At 64.3% G+C, this 25052-nt stretch carries 18 protein-coding genes and 2 pseudogenes; 13 read left to right on the top strand and 7 right to left on the bottom strand.

The window, feature by feature from the left end; genetic code table 11:
• Window positions 1–109: 109 nt before the first annotated feature.
• The 4 genes from HAP54_RS45020 to HAP54_RS45035 are packed head-to-tail and all read right to left on the bottom strand — an operon-like array spanning window position 110 to window position 3786.
• Window positions 110–1117, bottom strand: a complete 1008-nt coding sequence (locus HAP54_RS45020; RefSeq protein WP_166297832.1) for an alpha/beta fold hydrolase — start codon at window positions 1115–1117, stop codon at window positions 110–112.
• Window positions 1118–1127: 10 nt separating this feature from the next.
• Complete coding sequence (locus HAP54_RS45025) at window positions 1128–2678, bottom strand: WS/DGAT/MGAT family O-acyltransferase (protein WP_166297833.1); 1551 nt, start codon at window positions 2676–2678, stop codon at window positions 1128–1130.
• Window positions 2679–2737: 59 nt separating this feature from the next.
• Window positions 2738–3529, bottom strand: coding sequence for an alpha/beta hydrolase (locus HAP54_RS45030; RefSeq protein ID WP_166307068.1), 792 nt, complete (start codon window positions 3527–3529; stop codon window positions 2738–2740).
• Window positions 3530–3537: 8 nt separating this feature from the next.
• Complete coding sequence (locus tag HAP54_RS45035; protein ID WP_166297834.1) at window positions 3538–3786, bottom strand: DUF6489 family protein; 249 nt, start codon at window positions 3784–3786, stop codon at window positions 3538–3540.
• 375 nt (window positions 3787–4161) lie between these two features.
• Here HAP54_RS45035 and HAP54_RS45040 point away from each other — a divergent pair, with 375 nt between their 5' ends.
• The 7 genes from HAP54_RS45040 (at window position 4162) to HAP54_RS45070 (ending at window position 12975) form a co-directional block, all read left to right on the top strand.
• Window positions 4162–5757 carry an ABC transporter substrate-binding protein gene (locus HAP54_RS45040; protein WP_166297835.1) on the top strand — a complete coding sequence of 532 codons (1596 nt, stop codon included), beginning with the start codon at window positions 4162–4164 and terminating at the stop codon, window positions 5755–5757.
• Between the two features lie 115 nt (window positions 5758–5872).
• The gene (locus tag HAP54_RS45045) at window positions 5873–6853 is read left to right on the top strand and encodes an ABC transporter permease (RefSeq protein WP_166297836.1); all 981 of its coding nucleotides are present in this window, start codon (window positions 5873–5875) and stop codon (window positions 6851–6853) included.
• Between the two features lie 11 nt (window positions 6854–6864).
• Window positions 6865–7827, top strand: coding sequence for an ABC transporter permease (locus HAP54_RS45050; RefSeq protein ID WP_166297837.1), 963 nt, complete (start codon window positions 6865–6867; stop codon window positions 7825–7827).
• The gene (locus HAP54_RS45055) at window positions 7824–8807 is read left to right on the top strand and encodes an ABC transporter ATP-binding protein (protein ID WP_166297838.1); all 984 of its coding nucleotides are present in this window, start codon (window positions 7824–7826) and stop codon (window positions 8805–8807) included. The genes HAP54_RS45050 and HAP54_RS45055 overlap by 4 nt, the downstream gene beginning before the upstream one ends.
• Window positions 8804–9799: an ABC transporter ATP-binding protein gene (locus HAP54_RS45060; RefSeq protein ID WP_166297839.1), complete on the top strand. Its 996-nt coding sequence runs from the start codon at window positions 8804–8806 to the stop codon at window positions 9797–9799. The genes HAP54_RS45055 and HAP54_RS45060 overlap by 4 nt, the downstream gene beginning before the upstream one ends.
• Window positions 9800–9908: 109 nt before the next feature.
• Window positions 9909–11714 carry a gamma-glutamyltransferase family protein gene (locus HAP54_RS45065; protein ID WP_166297840.1) on the top strand — a complete coding sequence of 602 codons (1806 nt, stop codon included), beginning with the start codon at window positions 9909–9911 and terminating at the stop codon, window positions 11712–11714.
• Between the two features lie 196 nt (window positions 11715–11910).
• Entirely contained in the window at window positions 11911–12975 is a 1065-nt protein-coding gene (locus tag HAP54_RS45070) for an IS630 family transposase (RefSeq protein WP_166204319.1), read from the top strand.
• On the opposite strand, the gene HAP54_RS45075 is transcribed toward HAP54_RS45070, so the two are convergent.
• Entirely contained in the window at window positions 12966–14096 is a 1131-nt protein-coding gene (locus tag HAP54_RS45075) for an IS4 family transposase (protein ID WP_166297841.1), read from the bottom strand. The genes HAP54_RS45070 and HAP54_RS45075 overlap by 10 nt on opposite strands.
• A gap of 248 nt (window positions 14097–14344) precedes the next feature.
• On the opposite strand from HAP54_RS45075, the gene HAP54_RS45080 reads away from it, so the two are divergent.
• The 6 genes and pseudogenes from HAP54_RS45080 (at window position 14345) to HAP54_RS45105 (ending at window position 20652) form a co-directional block, all read left to right on the top strand.
• A complete protein-coding gene (locus HAP54_RS45080) occupies window positions 14345–14992 on the top strand; it encodes a DUF1028 domain-containing protein (protein WP_166297842.1) in 648 nt (215 codons plus the stop codon).
• Window positions 14989–15979 (top strand): annotated as a pseudogene (locus HAP54_RS45085) (ABC transporter ATP-binding protein). The gene HAP54_RS45080 and the pseudogene HAP54_RS45085 overlap by 4 nt, the downstream one beginning before the upstream one ends.
• Before the next feature lie 166 nt (window positions 15980–16145).
• A pseudogene (locus tag HAP54_RS45090) lies at window positions 16146–17236 on the top strand (ABC transporter ATP-binding protein).
• A 30-nt stretch (window positions 17237–17266) separates the two neighbouring features.
• Window positions 17267–18787 carry an ABC transporter substrate-binding protein gene (locus HAP54_RS45095; protein ID WP_166297843.1) on the top strand — a complete coding sequence of 507 codons (1521 nt, stop codon included), beginning with the start codon at window positions 17267–17269 and terminating at the stop codon, window positions 18785–18787.
• Window positions 18788–18818: 31 nt separating this feature from the next.
• Entirely contained in the window at window positions 18819–19760 is a 942-nt protein-coding gene (locus HAP54_RS45100; RefSeq protein WP_166297844.1) for an ABC transporter permease, read from the top strand.
• A 25-nt stretch (window positions 19761–19785) separates the two neighbouring features.
• Complete coding sequence (locus tag HAP54_RS45105) at window positions 19786–20652, top strand: ABC transporter permease (RefSeq protein WP_166307071.1); 867 nt, start codon at window positions 19786–19788, stop codon at window positions 20650–20652.
• A 287-nt stretch (window positions 20653–20939) separates the two neighbouring features.
• Here HAP54_RS45105 and cnbZ read toward each other — a convergent pair whose 3' ends face one another.
• Together cnbZ and HAP54_RS45115 are read right to left on the bottom strand one after the other, a co-directional pair.
• A complete protein-coding gene (gene cnbZ, locus HAP54_RS45110) occupies window positions 20940–21683 on the bottom strand; it encodes a 2-amino-5-chloromuconate deaminase CnbZ (protein WP_166297845.1) in 744 nt (247 codons plus the stop codon).
• A gap of 203 nt (window positions 21684–21886) precedes the next feature.
• Entirely contained in the window at window positions 21887–24985 is a 3099-nt protein-coding gene (locus tag HAP54_RS45115) for a multidrug efflux RND transporter permease subunit (protein ID WP_166297846.1), read from the bottom strand.
• Window positions 24986–25052 lie beyond the last annotated feature (67 nt).

Below are 25052 nucleotides of genomic sequence, written 5' to 3' on the forward strand. Positions count from 1 at the left end.
CCTCACTATGCGCGTCATCCTGAGGAGCGCGCAACGCGCGCGTCTCGAAGGATGGCCGCTTGCTCCTGTCCCTCTCATCCTTCGAGGCGCGCCGAGGCCGGCGCGCACCTCAGGATGACGCCTGTCCGAATTTTCGCTTACGCCACTCAATCAGCTTGGCGCTGACTTCGTCAGGCTTTTCCTGCTGCGTCCAATGGCCGCTGTCGTGGACCAGATACTTTTCGAGGTCCGGCACCAGCTTCTCCATGCCGTCGGCGGCCGACGGCGGCAGCACCGCGTCGTTCTCGGCCATGATCATCAGCGACGGCACCCGCACATGATGGTCCAGCCCGGCCGAGCGTTCCCAGTTGCGGGTGAAATTGCGGTACCAGTTGATGCCGCCGGTGAAGCCGGTCTTGGAGAACGTATCGACGAACACTTTCTTCTCGTCCGCCGACAGGATCGGCGTGCGCGGGTCGTGCCTGGCGTCGTAGTTCGCGATCATCTGCGGAAACGCCAGATTGAGCCGAGCCGACGCCCCGACGCCGGCGATCGGCTGTTCTTCCGGCGTGCCGGGCGGGCGCGCCACCGGCTTGCGCATGAAGGCGTCGAAAGTCTGCTCGACGCGGCTGCCGAAGATACGGTCGGGCTCGCGCGCCGGATCCTGGAACTGGACGATGTACATGTGGTCGCCGAAGCGCTGGCGGAACAGCGCGATCGGGTCCATCGGCGCACGGTCCCAATGCGGCGTGTTGACGCCGACGACGCCGGCGACGCGCGAAGGATGCCTGAGCGGCATTTGCCAGACGACAAAGCCGCCCCAGTCGTGACCGACGAAGATCGCCTTGTCGATCTTGAGATGGTCGAGCAGGCCGACGAGATCGCCGGTCAGGTGCTCCATGTCGTAGGCTTCGACCGGCTCCGGCCGGTCGGTCGCGCCGTAGCCGCGCTGATCCGGCGCAATCACCCGGATGCCGGCCTCGCCGAGCGCCTTGATCTGGTGGCGCCAGGAGAACGCCAGTTCGGGCCAGCCATGGCACAGCACCACCGGCGGCGTGTCGGTCTTGGGGCCCGATTCGTAAAACCCCATGCGGATGCCGTTCGTCTCGGCGAACTGCAGCGGTGGCATCTCGATCATTGTGAAATTCCTATTCGGCCGCGCCCTTGATGTCAGCAGGCGGGGGCGCGAACGCCGCCTCGAGTGCATCGAATTCGAGCGGCAGCATGTCGCACATCACCTGCACATGGGGAATGATGTTGGCACCGACAATGAAGCCGAAATCAAGCTGATCGCGATAGCTCTGCACCGTGATGTTGAGCGCCACGCTATGGGTCGAGATCGAAACCGGGAAGATGTGCAGCAGCTCCGCACCCGCGGCGTAGAGCGTCTGCCGCGGCCCCGGCACGTTCGACACCGTGATGTTGGTCGCCGGCGGCAGCACGTTGGAGAGGTCGGAACGGCTGTAGAGCAGCGCCAAGACCTGCACCACGATCGGCGCACCCAGCAGCGAGATGTTGGAGACCTGCGGCACGAGGGCGCGCAGCGGATGCGACATCTCTTTGGACTTGGTGGATTGCGCGATGATGGTCTCGAGCCGCTTCTTGGGGTCCTCGACGTCGGTCGCGATCGAGCAGATCATGCCGAACACCTGGTTGTTGGATTCGGCATTGCCCTCCTCGCGCAGCGAGATCGGCACGCCGGCCGTCAGCGACTTGTTAGGCAGCGCGCCCTGGCCGATCAGATAGCGCCGCACCACGCCGGAGGCGAGCGCCAGCACGACGTCGTTGAGCTTGCCGCCCGAGGCCTTCGCCAGCGCCTTGGCCCGCGACAGCGAGATCGAGGTGCCGGCAAAGCTGCGCTCGGACGAGATCGCCTTGTTGAGGATGGTCGGCGGCGAGGCCATCGCCTGCAGGCTCTCGCGCGACCTGGGATCGGCGACCTTGGCGACGACGTCGGACAGGCTCTTGAGCACGGTCGGCATCGAGCCGGCGAATTTCACCGCGCTCTCGATCTGGAACATGGCATTGTCGAACAGGATCGAGCCGAGATCGCTCTTGCCCGAGCGCGGCAGCTCCAGGCTCTTCTGCGCGGCGGCGGCCGCCTCGAACGGCTGGGTCCAGAGCTGCTGATAGGCGTCGATCAGATTGGCCGCGATGTCGCGCGGCTCCTGCGCGACCTTTTTCGCGCTCGGCGGATCGATCTGCCGCGGCACCGGCGTCAGGTCGTAGATCATGCTGGTCAGCGCCGCGCCGGCGCCGCCGTCGATGCAGGCGTGGTGCATCTTGGAATAGAGCCCGATCTCGTTGTCCTTCATGCCCTCGAAGACGTAGAACTCCCAGAGCGGGCGGGCGCGATTCAACAGCTTGGCGTGCATCCAGCCGACGATGCGCTCCAGCGTGGCGCGGTCGCGCGGCGCAGGCAGGCTGGCGCGGAAGATGTGGCGGTCGATGTCGAACTGGTCGTCCTCGACCCAGGACGGATGATCGATATCGAGCGGCGCCTTCTGCAGGCGCGCCTTGAGGATCGGCGCGACGTGCAGCCGCGAGGCGATCATCGCCTTGAACTCCTCGAAGAAGTCGCCCTTGTAGCCGTCGGGCAGGCGGAAGATCGCCATGCTGCCGACATGCATCGGCATTTCCGGCGTTTCCAGATAGAGAAACGATGCGTCCAACGAGGACAGCTTCTTGGCGTCGCTCATGATCTCCTCCCGAGAGCCAATTGACGCGGGCGCCTTGGCGGCGCTTCTCGTCGTCTGGTTTAGGATAGTGCCTGTTCTGCCGCCCCGTAGGCAATGGCAAAGGGGCCCGACCGGTCAAAATGCCGGAACTCCCCTTCCGGCTGCGCTAGCCGGTTCGCGATCGCCCACAAGGCTGCGGGGTTGACGCCGAGGCCGAGATGGCTGGCGAAATGCACCTCGATGTTCTCGGCGGTGGCCGAAGGCCGCAGCCGCGAGGTCCGCCAATTCACGATGCCGTCGGTGCGGGAATAGATCGAGGTGGTCGGCACCGGCATGTCGCCGGCGATCGCGGCGCGTATCTCGGGGATGTCGTCCACCCCCTCGCCGGACAACAGCTCATAGAGCCGTGTCGCATTGGTGGCGCGGATGTCGTCGGCGAACGGGCTGCCCAGCGTGATGATGGAACGCACCAGCTCCGGCATCTGCGACGCCAGGTCGCGCGCGTAGACGCCGCCGAGGCTCCAGCCGATGATCGAGACTTTGCGCCCGGAAGCCTCGTGTATCCGCTTCAGGAGGTCGCGCAGCGCATTGCGCCTGGAGGCGATGCCGCCGAAATTGCGGCCCATGTTCCAGGCGTAGGCGTCGTAGCCGAGCTCCTTCAAATAGCGCCGCATCGGCGCCATCGAAAGGTCGCTGGCGAGGAAGCCCGGCAGCGCCAGCACCGGATGACCGTCGCCCTTCGGCGCCTGCATCAGGAGTGGCGAGAGCAGCAGGCTCGAATTGAGCTCGAGCACGCCGCGCGCTTCCGCCAGCATCAGGAACAGGCCTGGCGGGCGCAGCCGGCGTCCGGTACCCTCGATGCTCCTGTCCATGTCGGCCACTACTTCTTCTTGCTCGCGCCGCCGAAGCCGGCCATCGCCACGAACATGTCCTGGAAGCGCTCAGCGAGCTTGGGATCGAAGGTGAACCAGCTCTGCATCAGCGATTCCGGTGAAATCTTGTCGATGTTCGACAGCATCTGCTGCTGCAGCTTGTCCATCACGGCGTTCTGCATCGGCGCCACATCCGGCAGGCCGAAGAACTGCCGCGCTTCAAGGGGCGTACAATCTATCTCGACGTTGACTTTCATATCCGCCTCCTCAAATGCGCCTGGCCCGCCTCAGTATCACCGCGACGGGGGGAGTCACGCAAGCGAGCCGTATCTGCCCCGAGGTACAGTCGGCCTCAATCATCCGTTATGGTCAACTAAACCGTTCACCCGTGGCCGGCGCAAACGGCGCCTGCCGGTGATCGCCATTGCGGCCAATACGGCACTCCGAAAGTCGAATGTCACGCGTTCGCGCCGACCGCCTATTCTCACGATCCTGTTCATTGCGCTGCACCCGCGCAAACCGGTTAACCCTTTGGGAAATCGCGCTTGCGTGGCCTGCAAACTCTGGCAACATGGCCAATAATACCAGCCGGACAAAGCAGCCGGCGGACAAAAACGGGGACGCGGGATCACATGTCGGTACGTTGGAGTTTGTTTGCGGCGGCTGCCGTCGCACTCGTTGCCTTTGCTTTGCCGGCATCGGCCCAGACGTTGAAATATGCCAACCAGGGCGAGCTCAAGTCACTGGATCCCTACACACTGAAGGAAACCACGACGATCGCGCATCATGGCCATGTCTATGAGGGACTGGTTGCGCGCGACAAGGACCTGAAGATCATTCCGGCACTGGCGGAAAGCTGGGAGGCGCTGAGCCCGACTCAATGGCGCTTTCATCTGCGCAAGGGCGTGAAATTTCACAATGGCGACCCCTTCACCGCCGACGACGTGCTGTTCTCCGCCGAACGCGTCCGCGCCAAGGGCTCCAACTTCCTCAACGTCCCGGCCGACGCCAAGTTCACCAAGGTCGACGACTACACGGTCGACGTGACGCTGGACTCGCCCAATCCCATCCTGACTGCGCAGTGGGATGGCTGGTACATCATGGATAAGAAGTGGTGCGAGGAGAACAACGCCGTCGCACCGACGCCGGCCTCCGCGACCACGCCCAGCTACGCGACGCTGCACGAGAACGGTACTGGCCCCTTCACAATCGAGAGCCACCAGCCCGGCGTCAAGACCGTCTTCAAGGTCTACCCGGACTACTGGCGCAAGCCGGAGCACAATCTCAAGGAAATTATCTTCACCCCGATCGCATCCGACGCCACCCGCGTCGCCGCGCTGCTCTCGGGCGAAGTCGACGTGATCGAGCCGGTTCCGATCCAGGACATCCAGCGGGTCAATTCGAGCGGCACCGCAACCGTCCTGACCGGGCCGGAGATCCGCACCATCTTCATCGGCATGGACATCGCGCGCGATGAGCTGCTGTTCTCCAATATCAAGGGCAAGAACCCGTTCAAGGACATCCGCGTCCGCGAGGCCTTCTACAAGACGATCGACGTCGACCTGATCAAGACCCGCGTCATGCGCGGCATGTCGACGCCCTCGACGCTGATGATCGCCCCCGAGCTCTATCCGCTGTCGAAGGAGTTCACCCGGCCCAAGCTCGATCCGGACGGCGCCAAGAAGCTGCTGGCCGACGCCGGCTATCCGAACGGCTTCGAAGTCACGATGGATTGCCCGAACGACCGTTACGTCAACGACGCCGCGATCTGCCAGGCGGTGGTCGGCATGCTGGCGCGCATCGGCATCAAGGTGAACCTGCTGGCGCAGCCGAAGGCGCAGTATTTCGCCAAGGTGCTGAAGCTCGGCGGCTACCAGACCTCGTTCTTCATGCTGGGCTGGACGCCGGCGACCTCGGATTCCCACAACGTGCTGCACGACATTTTCGGCTGCCGCCCCGACCCGAAGGATTCCACAAGGGGTGAAGCCAATCTGGGCGGCTATTGCAACAAGGAGGTCGACGCGCTGACCGACAAGGTTCTGGTCGAGCCCGACGATGCCAAACGCAACCAGCTGATCAAGCAGGCCTACGAGATCGTCATCAAGGACTACGGCTACATCCCGCTGCACCAGCAGTCGCTGGCATGGGGCGTATCGAAAAAGGTCAAGCTGACCCAGCGTGCGGACAACCAGGTCCTGCTTTACTGGGCAACCAAACAGGGTGAATAGTGGTTTTGGCGAATTGGGTCCCGGAAGCCCCTGCTTCCGGGACCTCTTGCTTTCCGGGCGCGCAATGCCGCGTGCCAAGTGTACTGACAAGTGCCAAGAGCAGTGAAAGGTAGAGATGCTGGCTTTCACTCTTCGCCGCGTGTTGCAGGCGATCGGCGTCATGCTCGCCGTGGGCGTCATTGCGTTCTCGATGTTCCGCTTTGCCGGCGACCCGGTGAACCAGATCGTCTCGATCGACACCTCGGCCGCGCAGCGCGCCGAGATCCGGCAATCGCTCGGCCTTGACGATCCCGTGCTGGTGCAGTTCGGCCGCTATTTCATCAATGCTGTGCAGTTCAAGTTCGGCGTGTCCTACCAGTTCCGCCTGCCGGTCTCCTCGCTGCTGGCGGAGCGGCTGCCGGCGACGCTGGAGCTTGCGATCTGCGCGACGCTGTTCGCCATGGTGGCTGGCATCCTGATGGGGGTCTATTCGGCGCTGCGCCGTGACACCGTGCTCGCCAAATTATTCCAGGCGGTATCGCTGATCGGCATTTCGCTGCCGACCTTCCTGATCGGGATCCTGCTGATCTATCTGTTCGCGGTGACGCTGGGCTGGCTGCCCTCCTTCGGCCGCGGCGAGGTGGTGAAGCTCGGCTGGTGGACCACCGGGCTGCTGACCGTTTCCGGCCTGAAAGCGCTGATCATGCCGTCGATCACGCTCGGGCTGTTCCAGATGACCCTGATCATGCGGCTGGTGCGCGCCGAAATGCTGGAAGTGCTGCGGACCGACTATATCCGCTTCGCCCGCGCCCGCGGGCTGACCACGCGCGCGATCCATTTCGGCCATGCGCTGAAGAATACCCTGGTCCCGGTAATCACGGTGGCTGGGCTGCAGTTTGGCTCGGTTATTGCTTTCTCGATCATCACGGAAACCGTGTTCCAATGGCCGGGCATGGGACTTCTGTTCGTACAGGCCGTGCAAAACGTCGATATCCCGATCATGGCTGCGTATCTGTTGATGGTCTCGCTGATCTTCGTCACCATCAATCTCGTGGTCGACATCCTCTACACCGTGGTCGACCCGCGCTTGCGGTCGACCGTCGGCCGTGCGGCGTGAGGGGCTGACCGATGTCCGACGCCGTCGTCCCGCATCGCTCCGAAGACCAGGCGCATGTACCTGCCGGCTGGTTCAGGCGCGCGCTTGACAGCGATATCTTCTATTCGTTCCGCCGTTCCCGGCTGACGATGGTCGCCGCCTTGATCACGCTGCTGTTTTTCCTGCTGGCGGTCTTCGCGTCGTGGCTCGCGGTGCAGAACCCGTTCGATCCGGCACAGCTGCAGCTGATGAACTCGCGAATCGCGCCGCTGTGGACCGCCGACGGCCAAAGCCCGTTCCTGCTCGGCACCGACGAGCAGGGGCGTGATGTTCTCTCGGCGATCCTCTACGGCCTGCGCATCTCGCTTGCGGTCGGCATAGCCGGCGTGATCTTCGCCGGCGCGCTCGGCATCGCGCTCGGGCTGGTCGCCGGATATTTCGGCGGCGCGGTCGACAGTGTGATCATGCGGATCGCCGACGTGCAGCTCACCTTCCCGGCGATCCTGATCGCGTTGTTGGTCAATGGCGTCGTCAAATCGCTGCTCGGCAACCGGCTCGACGAGATGAGCACGCTCGGCGTGCTGATCGTCGCGATCGGACTCAGTTTCTGGGTGCAATATGCCCGCACCGTGCGCGGTTCGGTGATGGTCGAGAAGAACAGGGATTATGTAGCGGCGGCGCAGCTGATCGGGCTGCCGGCGCCGACGATCATGCTGCGGCACGTGCTGCCGAACACGATGGGTCCCATCCTCGTCATCGCCACTATCAATCTGGCGCTCGCGATCATCACCGAGGCGACGCTGTCGTTCCTCGGCGCCGGCATGCCCGATACCATGCCCTCGCTCGGCACCCTGATCCGGATCGGCAACAACTATTTGTTTGCCGGCGAATGGTGGATCGTCGCCTTCCCGGGCATTGCGCTGGCAGGCCTGATCCTCTCCATCAACCTCGTCGGCGACTGGCTGCGCGACGCCCTCAATCCGAAGCTCCGATGAGCAAACCTGTCCTCTCCGTACGCAACCTCGAGGTGGAATTCGTCACCCGCCGCGCGACGTTGCGCGCCATCAACGGCGTGTCGTTCGACATCGCCAAGGGCGAGGTGCTTGGCGTGGTCGGCGAATCCCGCGCCGGCAAATCGGTCACGGGCCTGGCGGTGATTGGGCTGATCGATCCGCCCGGCCGCATCTCCGCTGGCGAGATCGAGCTGTCGGGCACCCGGATCGACCATCTTCCGCCGGAGGAGATCCGCCGCGTCAGGGGCAAGCGGATCGGCATGATCTTCCAGGATCCGCTGACCAGCCTCAATCCGCTCTACCGGATCGGCGACCAGATCATCGAGACCATCCGCACCCACACCAATCTCAGCGAAAGCGCCGCGCGCAAGCGCGCCATCGATCTATTGGCCGAGGTCGGCATCCCCGCGCCGGAGAAGCGCATCGACGGCTACCCGCACGAATTCTCCGGCGGCATGCGCCAGCGCGTCGTCATTGCGCTCGCGATCTGCGCCGAGCCCGAGCTGATCATCGCCGACGAGCCGACCACCGCACTCGATGTTTCCGTGCAGGCGCAGATCATCGCGCTGATCAAGCGGCTCGGCCGCGACCATGGCACCGCCGTGATGCTGGTGACCCACGACATGGGCGTGATCGCCGAGACCTGCGACCGCGTCGCGGTGATGTATTCCGGCCGCATCGCCGAGATCGGCCCGGTGCAGGAGGTGGTGCGCAATCCGCTGCATCCCTACGCCAAGGGCCTGATGGGCGCGATCCCGACGCTCGCGGGCGAGGACAAGCGCCTGGTGCAGATTCCCGGCTCGATGCCGCGGTTGTCGGCGATCCCGCCGGGCTGCCCATTCAATCCGCGCTGTGCGTTTGCCTTCGATCGCTGCCGCGTCGAGCGGCCCGAGCCGATCCGGCAGGGCACACAATCCGTCGCCTGCCATCTGTTCGAGCCCGCCAAGGAGACGGCGGCATGAGCACGGCGCTGATCGAGGTCAAGAACCTGCGCCGTGTCTTCGACGTCTCGAAGCCGTGGCTCAATCGCGTGATCGAGGGTGGCCATCTCGAATTCCTGAAGGCCGTCGACGGCGTCAGCTTCGACATCAAGCGCGGCGAGACCTTTGCGCTGGTCGGCGAATCCGGCTCCGGCAAGACCACCGTTGCGCGCATGGTCGTCGGCCTGCTGCCGCCGAGTTCGGGCGAAGTCATTATCGACGGCGTCTCGATGACCGATCCGCGGCAGGCCCAGGCGCGCCGCCGGCTGCGCCGGCGCATCCAGATGGTTTTTCAGGATCCCTATGCGAGCCTCAATCCGCGTTACCGGGTCGCCGCCATCGTCGCCGAGCCGATCCGCGCCTTCGACCTGATCCAGGGCGAGCGCGATATCAAGGCCCGGGTCGGCGAATTGCTCTCGCTGGTCGGCCTGCACCCCGACGACGGCCAAAAATTCCCGCACGAATTTTCCGGCGGCCAGCGCCAGCGCATCGCGATCGCCCGCGCGCTGGCGTCGGAGGCCGAGTTCATCGTCTGCGACGAGCCGACCTCGGCGCTCGACGTCTCCGTGCAGGCGCAGATCCTCAATCTGATGCGCGATTTGCAGGACAAGTTCGGCCTGACCTATCTCTTCATCAGTCACAATCTCGCGGTGGTCCGTCATATGGCGAGCCGGATCGGCGTGATGTATCTCGGCCGCATCGTCGAGATCGCCGAGGGCCGAAAACTGTTCGAGACCCCGCGGATGCCCTACACCAGGATGCTGCTCGGCGCGGTTCCCGATCTTGCGATGTCCGGGCGCCAGCGCATCCCGGTCAAGGGCGAGATTCCCAACCCGATCGATCCGCCGCCGGGTTGCTCGTTCAACCCGCGCTGTCCGCTCGCCTTCGATCTCTGCCGTGAGAGGACGCCGGAACTGATCGATGGCGTCGCCTGCCACGCCGTCAACAATGCTGCCGCCGCCGTTCCGGCATGATCACGCGGATGGGAGCGGCTATGTCTACCAAGCGGTTGGCATACCAGCCCACCTGTGATCAAGTGCGCGCGCACAAGAAACCCAACAAGCCGCCAAACGGTCAATCGTCATGAGCAACGTCAACCCCGATCCGTTCACCACAAGGCCCGAGATCGAAGGCACTTTCGGCGTCGTCACCTCGACGCACTGGATCGCCACCGCGGTCGGCATGGCGGCGCTGGAGAAAGGCGGCAACGCCTTTGATGCGGGGGTCGCCACCGCCTTCACGCTGCAGGTGGTCGAACCGCATCTGAACGGGCCCGGCGGCGACGTGCCTGTTATCGTGCACGACGTCAAGCGCGGCAAAAGCGAGGTGATCTGCGGCCAGGGCCCGGCGCCGGCGAAGGCAACCATCGCGCATTACCGCAGCGAGGGCCTCGATATGGTGCCCGGCACCGGCCTGCTCGCGGCCTGCGTGCCTGGCACGTTCGAAACCTGGATGCTGCTGCTGCGCGACTACGGCACGATGAAGCTGCGCGACGTGCTGGAGCCTGCAATCGCCTATGCCCGTGACGGCTATCCGCTGGTCGAGCGTGCGTCTGCGACCATCCAGACCGTCGAGCAGCTGTTCCGGAAATACTGGACCACGTCGGCCGACGTCTATCTGCCGAACGGCGAGGTGCCGAAGCCCGGCACCATCTTCACCAACAAGAAGCTCGCGGAGACTTACACCCGTATCCTGAGCGAGGCGGAGAGCGCAGGCCACGACCGCGTCGCGCAGATCGAGCGCGCGCGGCAGGCCTGGTCGAAAGGCTTCGTCGCCGAGGCGATCGATAAGTTCTGCCGCACCCAGGAGGTGATGGACGTCTCCGGCTCGCCGCATCGCGGCGTGCTGTCGGCCGACGACATGGCGCGCTGGCAACCGACCATCGAGGCGCCACTCACCTATGATTACGGCCGCTACACCGTGCAGAAGGCCGGCGTCTGGAGCCAGGGCCCGGTGATGCTGCAGCAGCTCGCGCTGCTCAAGGGTTTTGAACTCGACGGGCTCGATCCGGCAGGCCCCGACTTCATCCATCTGCAGATCGAAGCTGCCAAGCTCGCTTATGCCGATCGCGAGACATTCTATGGCGACCCCAAGTTCACCGATATCCCGATCGGAACGCTGCTGTCCGATGCCTATAACAACGAACGGCGCAAGCTGATCTCGAAAGAGCATGCCTCGCTCGACTTCCGCCCCGGCTCGCTCGAAGGCTTCGGCGGCGTCGTGAAATTGCGGCGCGCCGAGGGGCATCGCGAGGCGGTCGGCGCCATGGGCGCGGGCGAGCCGACTGTCGGCCGGTTCGGCGAGGTGCGCGGCGACACCGTGCATTTCGACATCATCGACAAGGCCGGCAACATGATCTCGGCGACACCGTCCGGCGGCTGGCTGCAATCCTCGCCGGAGATTCCCGAGATCGGATTCTGCCTCGGCAGCCGCGCCCAGATGTTCTGGCTAGAGGAGAACCACCCTGCCGCGCTCGCGCCGGGCAAGCGGCCCCGCACCACGCTGTCGCCGACCATGGCGCTGCGCGACGGCGAGCCGTATCTCTCCTGGGGCTCGCCCGGCGGCGACCAGCAGGACCAGTGGATCACGCAGTTCTTCCTGCGCCATGTCCACGCCCGGCTCAATCTGCAGGAGGCGATCGACGCGCCGGCATGGCACTCCGAGCATTTCCCGATCTCGTTCTGGCCGCGCACCGCGCGGCCCGGCGTGCTGGTGCTGGAAAACCGCGTGCCGAAATCGACCGTCGACGAATTGAAGCGCCGCGGCCATGTGGTGGAGATCGGCCCCGATTGGTCGGAAGGCCGCCTCACCGCCGCCTCCAAGGTCGGCCCCCGCCGCCGTGCCGCGGCCAACCCGCGCGGCATGCAGGGTTATGCCGCGGGCCGCTAGACGAGATGACCATCGTATCATGATGACGTCGGATCGAATTGCAGACCGAGCCTCAAACTCCACCTCGCCCCGCTTGCGGCAGGGCTGTCCGGGGAAATTCAACCATAGCAGAGTTCCATCTGGTTGAGGGGCGTTCTGCATTTGCGGCGGCTAGTACCTACTGTTCTTAAAGCGTGAGTCGTGATTCAAGGTCGGGATGATACCCGAAGCAAGAGAAGTCCACCTTTCGAGGAAAGATCGCAAGGTGCTTGAGGCGTGTTGCCGCTCCCCGGTGACGTTGCAGCGCGATTTGAAGCGGGCGCGGATAGTTCTGTTGGCGGCGGATGGACGCAGCACTCGGTCGATCGCCAAGGAAGTTGGGGTCCAGCCGCGGATTGTCAGCCTTTGGCGGCATCGCTATGCCGACCAAGGCCTTGAAGGGCTGCAAGACAAGCCGCGACCGGGCAAGCAGCCAATCTATACGAAGGCCACCGACAAGCGGATTCTGAAGCTGCTGGACAAGCCGCCGCCGGACGGGTTCGCACGCTGGACCGGGCCCCTGCTGGCCGGGGCGCTGGGCGATGTTGACGTCCAATATGTCTGGCGGTTCCTGCGCAGCCACAAGATTGACCTCGCGGCTCGTAAGTCCTGGTGTGAGAGCAACGACCCGAACTTTACGGCCAAAGCCGCCGATGTTGTCGGCCTCTATGTCGCCCCGCCCGCGAAGGCCATTGTGCTGTGCGTGGACGAGAAGCCCTCGATCCAGGCTTTGGAGCGAGCGCAGGGTTATCTGAAGTTGCCCAATGGCCGCGCCTTGACCGGCCAGAGCCACGATTACAAGCGGCATGGCACCACAACATTGTTTGCGGCGCTCGAAGTCGCCACCGGAAAGATCATCGCGGCGCATTCAAAACGCCGACGCCGCGTCGAGTTTCTCGACTTCATGAACAGCGTCACCGCGGCTTTTCCGAACCGGAAGCTTCACGTCATCCTCGACAACCTCAACACCCACAAGAAGAACGAGCATTGGCTCAAGGCCCACCCCAACGTGCAATTTCATTTCACGCCGACAAGTGCGTCTTGGCTCAATCAGGTCGAGGTATGGTTTTCGATCTTGCAGGGGCAGTCGCTCAGCGGCACCTCCTTCACAAGCCTCACGCAGCTTCAGGAGCACATCGATGCCTACGTCAACGCATACAACGACAGAGCCGAGCCCTTCGTCTGGACCAAGAAAAAGGTCCGTCAACGCCGTTTCAAAGGCCGCCGTATCACTCAGCTATGATTCTGGGTACTAGGGTTGATTGGCGGAGGCTTGTCGATGCTGGCGAAGGCTCGCCGGGTGAACAGGAACTGGCTGACGAGTTCGGCGAGCCTGAGCGGCAGCATTTTGATGCAGTTGGTCCGCGCGGCAATGCGCAACAGTAGGTAGGCAATCATCGCAGCAAGCACTTGCAGGCGGATTGCATTGTCGTTGGTGCCGAGGAACTTGCGGATGTCGAGGTGCTGCTTGATCCAGCGGAACAGCAGTTCGATCTGCCACCGGCTCTTGTAGAGGGCGGCGATCTCGACGGCCGTTCGGGTCGTATCGTTGGTGAGAAGCGTGATCACGCCGCCGTTCTCCCGCCTGACCTTGATGCGCCGCAGCGGTATCGGCAAACGCGAGTCGCCCTTACTGGTGAGCTTCACCTCGTCGTCGACGATGATCCTGAAGCCGTCCCCCTTGCTGTTGCGGATGGCGCGATGCCTGACCGCGCGTAGCCGGATGCTCGTCTTCGGCCGGGTCACGAAGAAAGCCTTGCTATCATTGATCTTCTGCCACCAGTCGAAACGGCAATATCCCTTGTCGAACACGTAGGTTGTGCCGGCCTGGATCGGAGTCTGGCGACCGATCTCGATATCGTTGACGTTGGCAGCCGTCACCTCGACGCACTTCGGGATATCGCCCTTGGGATCGTAGACCACGTGCAGCTTCATGCCGCGGATGCGGCCGTTCCACACCGCCCAGGTGCAAACTTTGCCAAGCGGGATCGGACTGGCGTCGATCAGGCGCACCATCTCCTTGCCTTCGCCCCGCAACTGCCGGCTTGCCATCGCCGACAATCGTGCAAAGGTTTGCGCAAAAATGCTGGACGGGCGGCGGGTATTGGCATCCGACCGCGTCGAGCGGGACAACCTGCCGGTGCCCAGATGATAGTGATGCTGAGGATTGGCGTTGAAGCCGGTCACCACGGCGCGCAGGCTGTTGTTCCCGCTCAACTGCGCATAGATCAGCGCTACCAGGTGATCCCAGCTCTTGAACGACTTGTCGTAGGCATCCCCGTCCAGACGATCCACAGCCGTCTGAAACTGCCGCCGATTGATCGGTTCAAGCAGCCTACTAAAAATGCTATCGCGAAATCGCATGCTCGGCCTTCTGTGTCTCGACAACCAGAAAAGACCGATTTGCCTCGGTTTTGCCGAGCATGCACCGCGACACAGTGAATCATTCCCCGGACAGCCCTGCGCTTGCGGGGAGAGGTCGGATCGCATCGCAGATGCGATCCGGGTGAGGGGGAGCCTCCGCAAACTCGATATCTGCCGCTTTCGCGGAACGAGCCCCTCACCCCAGCCCTCTCCCCGCGAAGAGCGGGGAGAGGGAGAAGAGACACGAGATGACCTGGTCGATCATCGCCCGCGACAGCGCCACCGGCCAGCTCGGCATCGCGGTCGCGACGCAGGCGCTGGTCAATCCCTATTACGGCATCGACGGCCTCGCGCTGCTGCGCGAGGGCAAGAGCCCGCATGAGGCGATCGCGGCGCTGCTTGCGACCGACAGCGGCCGCGAGAGTCGGCAGGTCCATGTCATGGACAGCACGGGTCACTTCGCTGCGCATTCCGGCAAGGACTGCATCGACTGGTTCGGCCATATCGCGGGCGATGGCTTCTCGATCGCCGGCAACATGCTGGCCGGCCCCGCTGTGCTTGACGAGACCGCGCGTGTGTATTCCGCAGGCGAAAAACTCCCGTTCGCCGAGCGGCTGATCAAGGCGATGTTCGCCGGCGAAGCGGCCGGCGGCGACAAGCGCGGCAAGCAATCGGCGGCACTCCTGATCCACGGCGCGGAGGAATGGCCGCTGCTCGACCTGCGGGTCGACGATCACGCCGATCCCTTGCGCGAGCTGGAGCGGCTGGAAGCCGTCAGCCGCGAGCACTGGGTGCCGTTCCGGAACTTCATGCCGACCCGAGGCAATCCGGCCGGAACCAGCGACCGCGCCAAGATCGATGCCGGCATCGCTGCGGCAACCACGAGCCGCGAATGACTGCAGGCCCGCTGATCGAGATCGAAGGCCTGCGCGTCACGTTCCACGGCGACGACGGCCGCATTACGCACGCGGTCGATAGCGTCGATCTGTCCGTCGCCAACGGCGCCACGCTCGGCCTGGTCGGCGAGTCCGGCTGCGGCAAGAGCGTGACCTCGCTCGCCATCATGGGGTTGTTGCCGAAGCAATCGGCTGAAGTCTCCGGCGCGATCCGCTTCGACGGCTTCGACCTGCTCGACGTGCCGGACGCGACGCTGCGCGACCTGCGCGGCAACCGTCTCGCCATGATCTTCCAGGAGCCGATGACCTCGCTCAACCCGAGCTTCACGATCGGCGACCAGATCACCGAGACCATCTTGCGTCACCGCGGCGGCTCCCGCCGCGCGGCGCGCGAGCGCACCATCGAGCTGCTCCGCCGCGTGCATATCCCCTCGCCCGAGAAACGCATCGACGAGTTCCCGCACAAGCTGTCCGGCGGCATGCGCCAGCGCGTGATGATCGCGATGGCGCTGGCCTGCGATCCGCAGCTTCTGATCGCCGACGAGCCGACCACCGCGCTCGACGTCACGCTGCAGGCGCAGATCCTCGATCTAATGCGCGAGCTGAAGGCCGCGAGCCGAGCCTGCGATCATCCTGATCACCCACGATCTCGGCGTTGTCGCTGAAGTCTGCGACGAGGTCGCGGTGATGTATGCCGGCGAGATCGTCGAGCGCGCGCCGGTCGACGAGCTGTTCGCCAATCCGCAGCATCCCTACACGGTCGGCCTGCTCGGCTCGATCCCGCGGCTCGACCGCCGCACCAGCCATCTCGCCACCATCGAGGGCATGGTGCCGAACATGGCGAACCCGCCCGCGGGCTGTCGCTTTGCCGCGCGTTGCCCGTTCGTGGAGAATGCCTGCACCAAAGCGCCGCCGCCGCTCGCGATGCTGAGCGCGACCCACGCCTCGCGCTGCATCAGGGCGCCGCTGGAGCAGCTGGTGTCATGACGGCTGGGCTCCTCACTCTCGTGCCCCGGGCGCAGTGCAGCACAAGCGCAGCGCGGTGGTGCACTGCTGGACCGGGGCCCACAGCGAGCGTCACGAGACATGGGTCCCGGTTCAGCAGCGCAACACTTCGCGTTGCACTGCGCCCGGGACACGGAGGGCAACACCGATGACCGTGCTGCTCGAGGTCGAAGGGCTGGTGAAGCATTTCGTCGCCGAACGGTCGATGTTCGGGCGGCCGACCGCCCATGTGAAAGCGGTCGACGGCGTCAGCTTCACGGTCGAGGCCGGCAAGACACTGGCACTGGTCGGCGAATCCGGCTGCGGCAAATCTACCGTCAGCCGCCTGGTGCTGCGGCTGATCGAGCCGGACGCCGGGCGCGTCCGTTTTGAGGGCCGCGACCTCGGCGCGCTCAATGCCGAGCAGTTGCGCGCGTTCCGCCGCGACGCGCAGCTGATCTTCCAGGACCCCTACGCCTCGCTCAACCCGCGCATGACGGTGAGCCAGATCCTGACCGAGCCGCTGGCGCTGCACGACCTGGTACCGCCGGCACGCCGCCGCGAGCGGGTCGAGGAGCTTCTGCGCCTGGTCGGCCTCGAGCCGCGCTTTGCGCGCCGCTACCCGCACGAATTCTCCGGCGGCCAGCGCCAGCGCATCGCGATTGCGCGGGCGCTCGCGGTCGAGCCGAAGCTGATCATCTGCGACGAGCCGGTGTCGGCGCTGGACGTCTCGATCCGCTCGCAGATCCTTAACCTGCTGCGCGACCTGCAGGATCGCCTGAAGCTCGCCTACATCTTCGTGTCGCACGATCTCGCGGTCGTGAAGCACATCGCCGATCGCGTCGCCGTGATGAATCTCGGCACCATCGTCGAGACGGCGGATGCACAGGCGCTGTTCGCCGCCCCACGCCATCCCTACAGCCGCGCGCTGTTGTCGGCGATCCCGGTGCCTAAACCAAAGGCAAAGCGCAGCCGGATTGTGCTGCAGGGCGAGCTGCCGAGTGCGCTGCATCCGCCCGCGGGCTGCCGATTCCACACAAGATGTCCCTATGCGATCGAGCGCTGCCGCAGCGAAGCGCCACGCTCGCTGAAGATGGCACCGGACATGCAACGGCGTGTCACCGGACGGCGGAGCTGCCGCGGGACGATGCGATCGTCCCGTCTGACGGCGGCTTCTCGCCGACGCTGGAAAAACTGTTGGCGGCCTTTGGCGCGGCGGAAGGAGCCGGACGTCCCGGGGTTGGTACAGTCGGGACTTAAGGTCGGCGCGTGAACATGGGGAACGGTGTGATGAAGATGCTTCGTTTAGCGGCGGCAGCCGCGCTGTTGCTCGCGCTCGGCGCGGGCGCCCAAACCCGGGCTCAAGCCCAGACCACGCTGCGCATCGGCCTTGCCGAGGATCCCGACATCCTCGATCCCTCGACCGCACGCACCTATGTCGGCCGTATCGTGTTTGCCGCGTTCTGCGACAAGCTGTTCGACATCGACGAAAAGCTCAACATCGTGCCGCAGCTCGCGCTGTCGCACGAGACATCCGCCGACGGCAAGGAGGTCACGATCAAGCTCCGGCCCGGCGTCAAGTTCCAGGATGGCGAACCGTTCGATGCGGAAGCGGCCAAGTTCTCGCTCGACCGCCACATGACGCTGCCGACCTCGTTCCGCAAGTCGGAGCTTGCGAGCCTCGATCATGTCGAGGTGATCGATCCGCTCACCATCAAGCTGGTGCTGAAGACGCGATACTCTCCCCTGATCGCCCAGCTCACCGACCGTGCCGGCATGATGGTGTCGCCGAAAGCGGCGAAGGAGGCCGGCGACAAGTTCGGCCTGCATCCGGTCTGCGCCGGACCGTACAAATTCGTCGAGCGCGTGCAGCAGGACCGCATCGTGTTCGAGAAATTCGCCGACTACTGGAACAGGGACAACGTCTTCATCGACCGCATCGTGTATCTGCCGATCGTGGATGCCACCGTGCGGCTGGCCAATCTGAAATCCGGCGGGCTCGATCTGATCGAGCGGGTGCTGGCGACCGATATCAAGGATGTTCGCGCCGACCCGAAGCTCGTGCTGTCGACGGCGCCCGAGCTCGGCTATCTCGGCCTCACCATCAACATTGCCAACGACAAGGCCAAGGGACCGCTCAGCCAGTCGGAGAAGGTGCGCCAGGCGCTGGATCTGGCGATCGATCGTGAGGCGCTCAACCAGGTCGTGTTCAACGGCGAGTTCACGCCGGGCAATCAATGGGTCTCTCCCACCCATCCCTATTACCAGAAGGCGTTTCCGGTTCGCGGCAGCGACGTCGCCAAGGCCAAGGCGCTGTTGAAGGAGGCCGGTGTCGCGCTGCCGGTTACCGTCGACTACATGGTGCCCAAGGGCACGGAGTATGAAGCGGTGGCACAGGTGGTCCAGTCGATGGCGGCCGAAGCCGGCTTTGACATCAAGATCCGTGTTGTCGAGTTTGCCACCACTTTCAAGCAGGCCCAGGCCGGCGAATTCCAAATATTCCAGATCAACTGGAGCGGCCGGATCGATCCCGACGGCAATTCCTACATCTTCATGCACTCAAAGGCCCCGCAGAACGACGGCGGCTATTCCAATCCGGAAGCCGACAGACTGATGGAGGACGCGCGGCTGACCGCTGATCCCGCGCAGCGCAAGGCGATCTACGAGAAGCTGACCAAGATCCTGCTCAATGACGGGCCCATCATCTACCTCTATCACCGCAAGCTGCTGATCGCGCACACCGCCAAGGTCGACGGTTACCGGCAGATGCCCGATGGCCTGGTGCGCGTGGTCGGGCTGAAGCTGAAATGACCGTCGCGCCACCAGAGACGCAGGGCTGGCAATGCTGAACTTCCTCGCCAAGCGGCTGGTTCAGCTCGTCCCGACGCTGTTCTTCGTGTCGATCTTGATCTTCTCGCTGCAGCATTTGCTGCCGGGCGATCCCGCGCTGGTGATGGCCGGCGAGGAGCGCGATCCGGCCGTGATCGAGCAGATCCGCCAGCAGTATCACCTCGATCAGCCGATCCCGGTGCAATATGTCTACTGGATCAAGGGCGTGCTGTCGGGCGATTTCGGCGAGTCCTTGCGCAACAAGATGCCGGTGCTCAGCCTGATCGCGCAGAAGCTGCCGGTGACGCTGCAGATCGGCGGCATGGCGATCGTGATCGCCTTCCTGATCGGGGTTCCTGCCGGCATCGTCTCGGCCGTGAAGAAGGGCTCCGCCTGGGACTACGGCGCCAATTTGTTCGCGCTGTGGGGCATCTCAACGCCGAATTTCTGGCTCGGCATCATGCTGATCTTCCTGTTCTCGATCGAGCTTGGCTGGCTGCCGGCTTCCGGCTACGTGCCTTTGAGCGAGAACTGGCGCGCCAGTCTTGCGGCGTCGATCATGCCGGCCTTCGTGCTCGGCAATGCGATCGCGGCGATCCTGATGCGGCATACCCGCAGCGCCATGCTGCAGGTGCTGGAGAGCGACTATGTCCGCACCGCGCGCGCCAAGGGGCTCTCGGAGCGCACGGTGATCCTCAAGCATGCGATGCGCAACGCGCTGACGCCGATCATCACGCTCGGCGCGCTCGAGCTTGGCACGCTGCTATCAGGCGCGGTCCTCACCGAGCAGATCTTCTCGATCCCCGGCTTCGGCAAGCTGATCGTGGATGCGGTGTTCAACCGCGATTACGCGGTGGTGCAAGGCGAGGTGCTGACCACCGCGACGATCTACATCGCGCTCAATCTGATCGCCGACATCGCCTATATCCTCGTCAACCCGCGGCTGAGGGGCTGACCCTGTGACCGACACCGCTCTCAGCATGGTCCCGCTTGCTGCCTCCGAAGCACTGGAGAGCCCGTCGCGCCGCGCCTGGCGACGGCTGATGAAGCGCAAGGGCGCCGTCGCCGGCCTCGTCGTGATCGCGACCTTCATCCTGCTCGCGGTGTTCGCGCCGCTGATCGTGCCCTACGATCCGATCGCGACGAGCTGGTCGCTGGTGCGCAAGGCGCCGTCGGCGCAGCACTGGTTCGGCACCGACGAACTCGGTCGCGACGTGCTGGCGCGTGTCGTGTACGGCGCCCGCGCCTCGCTGCTGGCGGGCCTCATCTCGGTCAGCATCGCGCTTTCGATCGGCGTGCCGCTCGGCCTGCTCGCCGGCTATCGCGGCGGCTTCATCGACGCGCTGATCGGCCGTATCACTGATGCGATGCTGGCCTGCCCGTTCCTGATCCTGGCGATCGCGCTTTCCGCCTTCCTCGGCCCGAGCCTCGGCAATGCGATGATCGCGATCGGCATCTCGGCGACCCCGATCTTCGTTCGCCTGACCCGAGGTCAGGTGATGAGCATCAAGGTCGAGGACTATGTCGAAGCCGCGCGCGCGATGGGCAATCCGCGCTGGCGGATCGCGCTGGTCCATATCCTGCCGAACATCCTGCCGGCGCTTTTGGTGCAGGCGACGCTGTCGATCGCGGCTGCGATCATTGCGGAAGCCGCACTCTCCTTCCTCGGCCTCGGCCAGCAGCCGCCGGCGCCGTCCTGGGGCAGCATGCTCAACGCCGCGCAGCGCTTCCTCACCAATGCGCCATGGATAGCGGTCTGGCCGGGACTTGCGATCTTCCTGGTCGTGCTGTCGTTCAATTTGATCGGCGACGGCCTGCGCGACGCGCTGGACCCGAAGGCGCGGTAACCGTCGCAGCGGCCGCAGCTAGTCCTTTCCCGTCATCCAGAGGAGCGCGTAGCGCGTCTCGAAGGATCGACGGGCCCCCGCTGGTGGCCGTGCATCCTTCGAGGCTCGCAAGAGCTCGCACCTCAGGATGACGGAGAAAGATTGTGCGCGTAGCTCTATCCACGTCATTGCGAGCGAAGCGAAGCAATCCATTGTCATCGAGTATGCGGAGCCATGGATTGCTTCCTCGCTTCAACGCAAAATTGCTTTACAATTTTGCCGCGAGCTCCTCGCAATGACGGCGGAAGCTAAATCACCACTTCTCTCAGCACCCTTCGGCAATCCATCTCGTATTCGAGATCGACCACCGGCGGGCGGCAGAAGTGCCAGGTCAGGCCCGAGCGGGTGGCGCCGCGGCGGACCAGCTCGTCGACCATGACGGGATGGACATCGTGCACGGTGTAGGCCTGCACCGCCGTCGTCTCCGGCCAGCCAAAGCTGAACTCGGCAAGACGCCGCTCCATCTCGCCCGTGGTGAAACGGACCTTCTCCCGCCACGCGCCGGGACTGAGATCGCGATAGCAAACGATGCGCTCGGGATAGCTGCCGGCGCCGCCGCGTGCCTCGGCGCCACCCGCGATTACGAAGGACGGCGACGCGCTCGTGCTCGGCCGCGTGAACGAGAACGCATAGAACGACGGCTCGGCCGGCGGATCGATCTCGGGACAGACATTGCTGCGCGCCACCGGATTGATGGTGCCGTCGAACAGGCCCCATTCGGCGAGCGTCTTGACATAGTGCTGGTTGAAGGCGCGGAAACCGTCCTCGGTGAATGCGGCCGGCGAGCGCAACTCGCAGGCGCAGAACGAGGTCAGCGGCCGGCCGGCATCCCGGATGTAGGCCGCAATCTGCGCAAAACCTTCCGCAAGCGGCAGCAATCGATCGAAGCGGACCCGCTCGATCTCATAGCCCGCATTCGCCTGCGCGCCGCTTGAATACTGAAACACCGCCGGAATGAACCGGTAATTGCCCGCCGCAAACTCGCTCGCCATGCCTGTTTCCTCGCCTGTTTCCTCCAGATCTTGTGAGGAGCATAGCGCTTTCGAGCGAAGTGGTCTCCCGGTTCGCGTGAAGAAAACGCGTCAAACCAAAGAGTCCTCTGCGCCCCCGTCGGCAAGGCCCGTCACAGGACAAAGAAAAGGCGGCAGTGGCTTTCGCCAGTGCCGCCTCTCCTGCGAGCATGAGCTTGGAGGGCTCAGGTCGGTTTGAGCGCACTGCCACCGCCGAGCTCGTAGTCGGCGATCTGCTTGGCGCGGTCGGAACGGGCCGCGGCCTGGTGGTCGGTCGCGATCACCGTGTAGACCATCGGCAGCACGAACAGGGTAAACAGCGTGCCAATCGTCATGCCGGTGACGACCACGAGCCCGATCGAGAAGCGGCTGGCGGCGCCCGCGCCCGATGCGGTGAGCAGCGGCAGCAGGCCGGTGACCATGGCCGCCGTCGTCATCAGGATCGGACGCAGACGAATCCGGGCCGCCATCTCGATCGCCGAGCGGCGGTCCAGTCCCTCGTTGAGCTGCAGTTCGTTGGCGAACTCCACCATCAGGATGCCGTGCTTGGTGATCAGTCCGACCAGCGTCAGCAGGCCGACCTGGGTGTAGATGTTCATGGTGGCGACGCCGAAGAACAGCGGGATCAAGGCGCCGACGATCGCCATCGGCACGGAGATCATGATCACGAACGGATCGCGCAGGCTCTCGAACTGCGCCGCCAGCACCAGGAAGATGATGATGATGGCGAACGCGAAGGTGACCAGCAGCTGGTTGCCTTCATGGACGTATTGCCGGGAGTCGGCCAGGAAGTCGTAGGTGAAGCCGGACGGCAGCTTCTTGGCTTCACCCTGCAGGAACTCCACCGCCTGCCCCATCGAGACGCCGGGCATCGGCACGGCCTGGAAGGTCGACGAGTTGAGCTGGTTGTAGTGAGTCAGCGCGTTCGGATCGACACCGGTCTCGACCGTAACCACGGTCGACAGCCGCACCAGCTGCCCGGTCGCGGTCGGGACGTAGTAGTTGTCGAACGATTCCGGCGCGAGCCGGCTGGCGCGCGGCACCTGCGGGATCACCTGATAGGAGCGTCCTTCCAGGTTGAAGCGGTTGACGTAGTTGCCGCCGAGCAGCGTCGCCAGCGCGCCGCCGATCGACTGCATTGTGATGCCGAGGTCGCTCGCCTTGGAACGATCGACCTTCACCCGGACCACCGGCTGGTTGAAGTCGAGATCGCTGTCGGTGACGATGAACAGGCCGCTCTTGCGCGCGGCATCCTTGAGCTTGTTCATCTGGTCGAACACCTGCTGGAAGCCGGCCGTCGAGCTGATCACCATCTGCACCGGCAGACCGCCGGGTCCGCCGGGCAGCGGCGGCAGGCTGAACGCGAACGCGCTGACACCCTCGATCTTGGACAGCTCGGCCTGCATTAACGGCTGTAGCGCCTGCGCACTCCGCTTGCGCTCGTCCCACGGCTTAAGCAGTGCGCCGGCGAAGCCGCCCTGCGGACCGGTGATGCCGTTCAGGATGAACCGCAGGTCGGTCTCGGGGAACTTCTGGAACTCCTTGTCCATCTTGTCGCTGTAGAAATCGATGTAGTCGATGTTGGCGTATTTCGGCGCCTTGGTGATCGCGAACACGATGCCCTGGTCTTCCTGCGGCGCTAGCTCCTTCTGGATATGCATATAGAGGAAGCCGACCAGGCCGAGGATGGTGAGGGCGAACAGCGCCGTGATCGGGCGATAGTCGAGCGAGCGGTCGAGCAGACGGCCATAGCCGCGAGTGATCGCGCCGAACACGCGATTGACCAGCTTGGCGAAACGCCCCTCTTCCGCACTCTTGAGGAACACCGAGCACATCATCGGCGACAGCGTCAGCGCGATCACGCCCGACACAATCACCGAGCCCGCCAGCGTGAAGGCGAATTCGCGGAACAGCGTACCGGTCACGCCGCCAAGGAAGCCGATCGGCGCGTACACCGCCGCCAGCGTGATCGTCATCGAGACGACCGGGCCGACGATCTCGCGGGCACCTTTCAGCGATGCCTGCACCGGTGGCAGGCCCTCCTCGAGATGTCGATGGATGTTCTCCACCACCACGATGGCGTCGTCGACCACGAGGCCGATTGCCAGCACCATCGCCAGCAGCGTCAGCAGGTTGAAGCTGAAGCCTGCGGCCAGCATCAGGATGCAGACGCCGATCAGCGACAGCGGAATGGTGACGACGGGGATGATCACCGAGCGAAGCGACGCCAGGAACAGGAAGATCACGACGACGACGATCAGGACCGCTTCGGTGAGCGTCTTCTCGACCTCGTCGATCGACGATTGGATGAACTTGGTGGAGTCATAGGCCACCTTCATCTTCATCGACGGCGGCAGGTTGCGCTCGAGGCTGGGAAACAGCGCCCGCACGCCCTGCACCAGGGTCAGCGGGTTGCCCTGCGGCGTCGCCTTGATGCCGATGAAGATCGCATGCTCGCCGTTGAAGGCGACGCTGGCATCCGTGCTCTGCGCCGCGAGTTCCACCGTCGCGATGTCCTCGATACGCACGAACCCGCCGTCCTTCGACTTCACGATCATGCGCTTGAACTGATCGATGTTCTGAAGGTCGGTATTGGCCGAGACGTTGGAGACGATGAAGAAGCCCTTGGTCTGGCCGGCAGCCGCCTGGAAGTTGTTGGCGGCGATTGCGGCGGCAACGTCGTTGGGCGACACGCCGCGTCCGGCCATGCGGGTCGGATCGAGCCAGACGCGCATCGCGAAGGTCTGGCCGCCCAGGATGTCGGCCGAGGCGACGCCGTCGACCGTCGAGAGCACCGGCTGCACGACGCGGGTCAGATAGTCGGAGATCGCCGATCCGGTCAGCTCTTCGCTGGAGAAGCCGAGATACATCACCGCGATGGTGTCACCGGTCGCCTTGCTCACGACAGGATCGAACGCTTCCTTCGGGATCAAATATTTGACCGAGTTGACCTTGGCGAGCACCTCGGTCAGCGCCTGGTTCGGATCGTGGTTGAGCTTGACGTAGACCTGAATCGTCGAGGTGCCGAGCACCGAGTTCGACGTCATGTAGTCGACGCCCTCAGCCGAAGCGACGGCCTGCTCGATCGGCGTGGTGATGAAGCCGTTGATCAACTCCGGCGACGCACCGGGATATGACGTGGTGATCGTCACCACGGTGTTCGAGAGATTCGGATATTGCCGGATCGGCAGCACCATCGCCGCGCGCAAGCCGATCAGCAGGATCAGCAGGCTGACGACGACCGACAGCACCGGGCGCTTGATGAAAATATCAGTGAAGGCCATCGCCAACTCGATTCGTGTTGTCTGCCGGTTGCGGCATGGGACGGAGGGCCAATCGGCCCTCCGAGTT

Origin of the sequence: Bradyrhizobium sp. 2S1 (assembly GCF_011516625.5) — a bacterium.
In the GTDB taxonomy this organism is placed as follows: Bacteria; Pseudomonadota; Alphaproteobacteria; order Rhizobiales; family Xanthobacteraceae; genus Bradyrhizobium; species Bradyrhizobium septentrionale.

Coding starts and splice junctions, on each gene's coding strand:
- HAP54_RS45105 (WP_166307071.1), top strand. CDS start 19,786: ATGGTCCCGCTTGCTGCCTCCGAAGCACTGGAGAGCCCGTCGCGCCGC.
- HAP54_RS45095 (WP_166297843.1), top strand. CDS start 17,267: ATGAAGATGCTTCGTTTAGCGGCGGCAGCCGCGCTGTTGCTCGCGCTC.
- HAP54_RS45020 (WP_166297832.1), bottom strand. CDS start 1,117: ATGATCGAGATGCCACCGCTGCAGTTCGCCGAGACGAACGGCATCCGC.
- HAP54_RS45055 (WP_166297838.1), top strand. CDS start 7,824: ATGAGCAAACCTGTCCTCTCCGTACGCAACCTCGAGGTGGAATTCGTC.
- HAP54_RS45025 (WP_166297833.1), bottom strand. CDS start 2,678: ATGAGCGACGCCAAGAAGCTGTCCTCGTTGGACGCATCGTTTCTCTAT.
- HAP54_RS45040 (WP_166297835.1), top strand. CDS start 4,162: ATGTCGGTACGTTGGAGTTTGTTTGCGGCGGCTGCCGTCGCACTCGTT.
- HAP54_RS45070 (WP_166204319.1), top strand. CDS start 11,911: ATGATACCCGAAGCAAGAGAAGTCCACCTTTCGAGGAAAGATCGCAAG.
- HAP54_RS45045 (WP_166297836.1), top strand. CDS start 5,873: ATGCTGGCTTTCACTCTTCGCCGCGTGTTGCAGGCGATCGGCGTCATG.
- HAP54_RS45035 (WP_166297834.1), bottom strand. CDS start 3,786: ATGAAAGTCAACGTCGAGATAGATTGTACGCCCCTTGAAGCGCGGCAG.
- HAP54_RS45100 (WP_166297844.1), top strand. CDS start 18,819: ATGCTGAACTTCCTCGCCAAGCGGCTGGTTCAGCTCGTCCCGACGCTG.
- HAP54_RS45065 (WP_166297840.1), top strand. CDS start 9,909: ATGAGCAACGTCAACCCCGATCCGTTCACCACAAGGCCCGAGATCGAA.
- HAP54_RS45115 (WP_166297846.1), bottom strand. CDS start 24,985: ATGGCCTTCACTGATATTTTCATCAAGCGCCCGGTGCTGTCGGTCGTC.
- HAP54_RS45080 (WP_166297842.1), top strand. CDS start 14,345: ATGACCTGGTCGATCATCGCCCGCGACAGCGCCACCGGCCAGCTCGGC.
- HAP54_RS45050 (WP_166297837.1), top strand. CDS start 6,865: ATGTCCGACGCCGTCGTCCCGCATCGCTCCGAAGACCAGGCGCATGTA.
- HAP54_RS45060 (WP_166297839.1), top strand. CDS start 8,804: ATGAGCACGGCGCTGATCGAGGTCAAGAACCTGCGCCGTGTCTTCGAC.
- HAP54_RS45030 (WP_166307068.1), bottom strand. CDS start 3,529: ATGGACAGGAGCATCGAGGGTACCGGACGCCGGCTGCGCCCGCCAGGC.
- HAP54_RS45075 (WP_166297841.1), bottom strand. CDS start 14,096: ATGCGATTTCGCGATAGCATTTTTAGTAGGCTGCTTGAACCGATCAAT.
- cnbZ (WP_166297845.1), bottom strand. CDS start 21,683: ATGGCGAGCGAGTTTGCGGCGGGCAATTACCGGTTCATTCCGGCGGTG.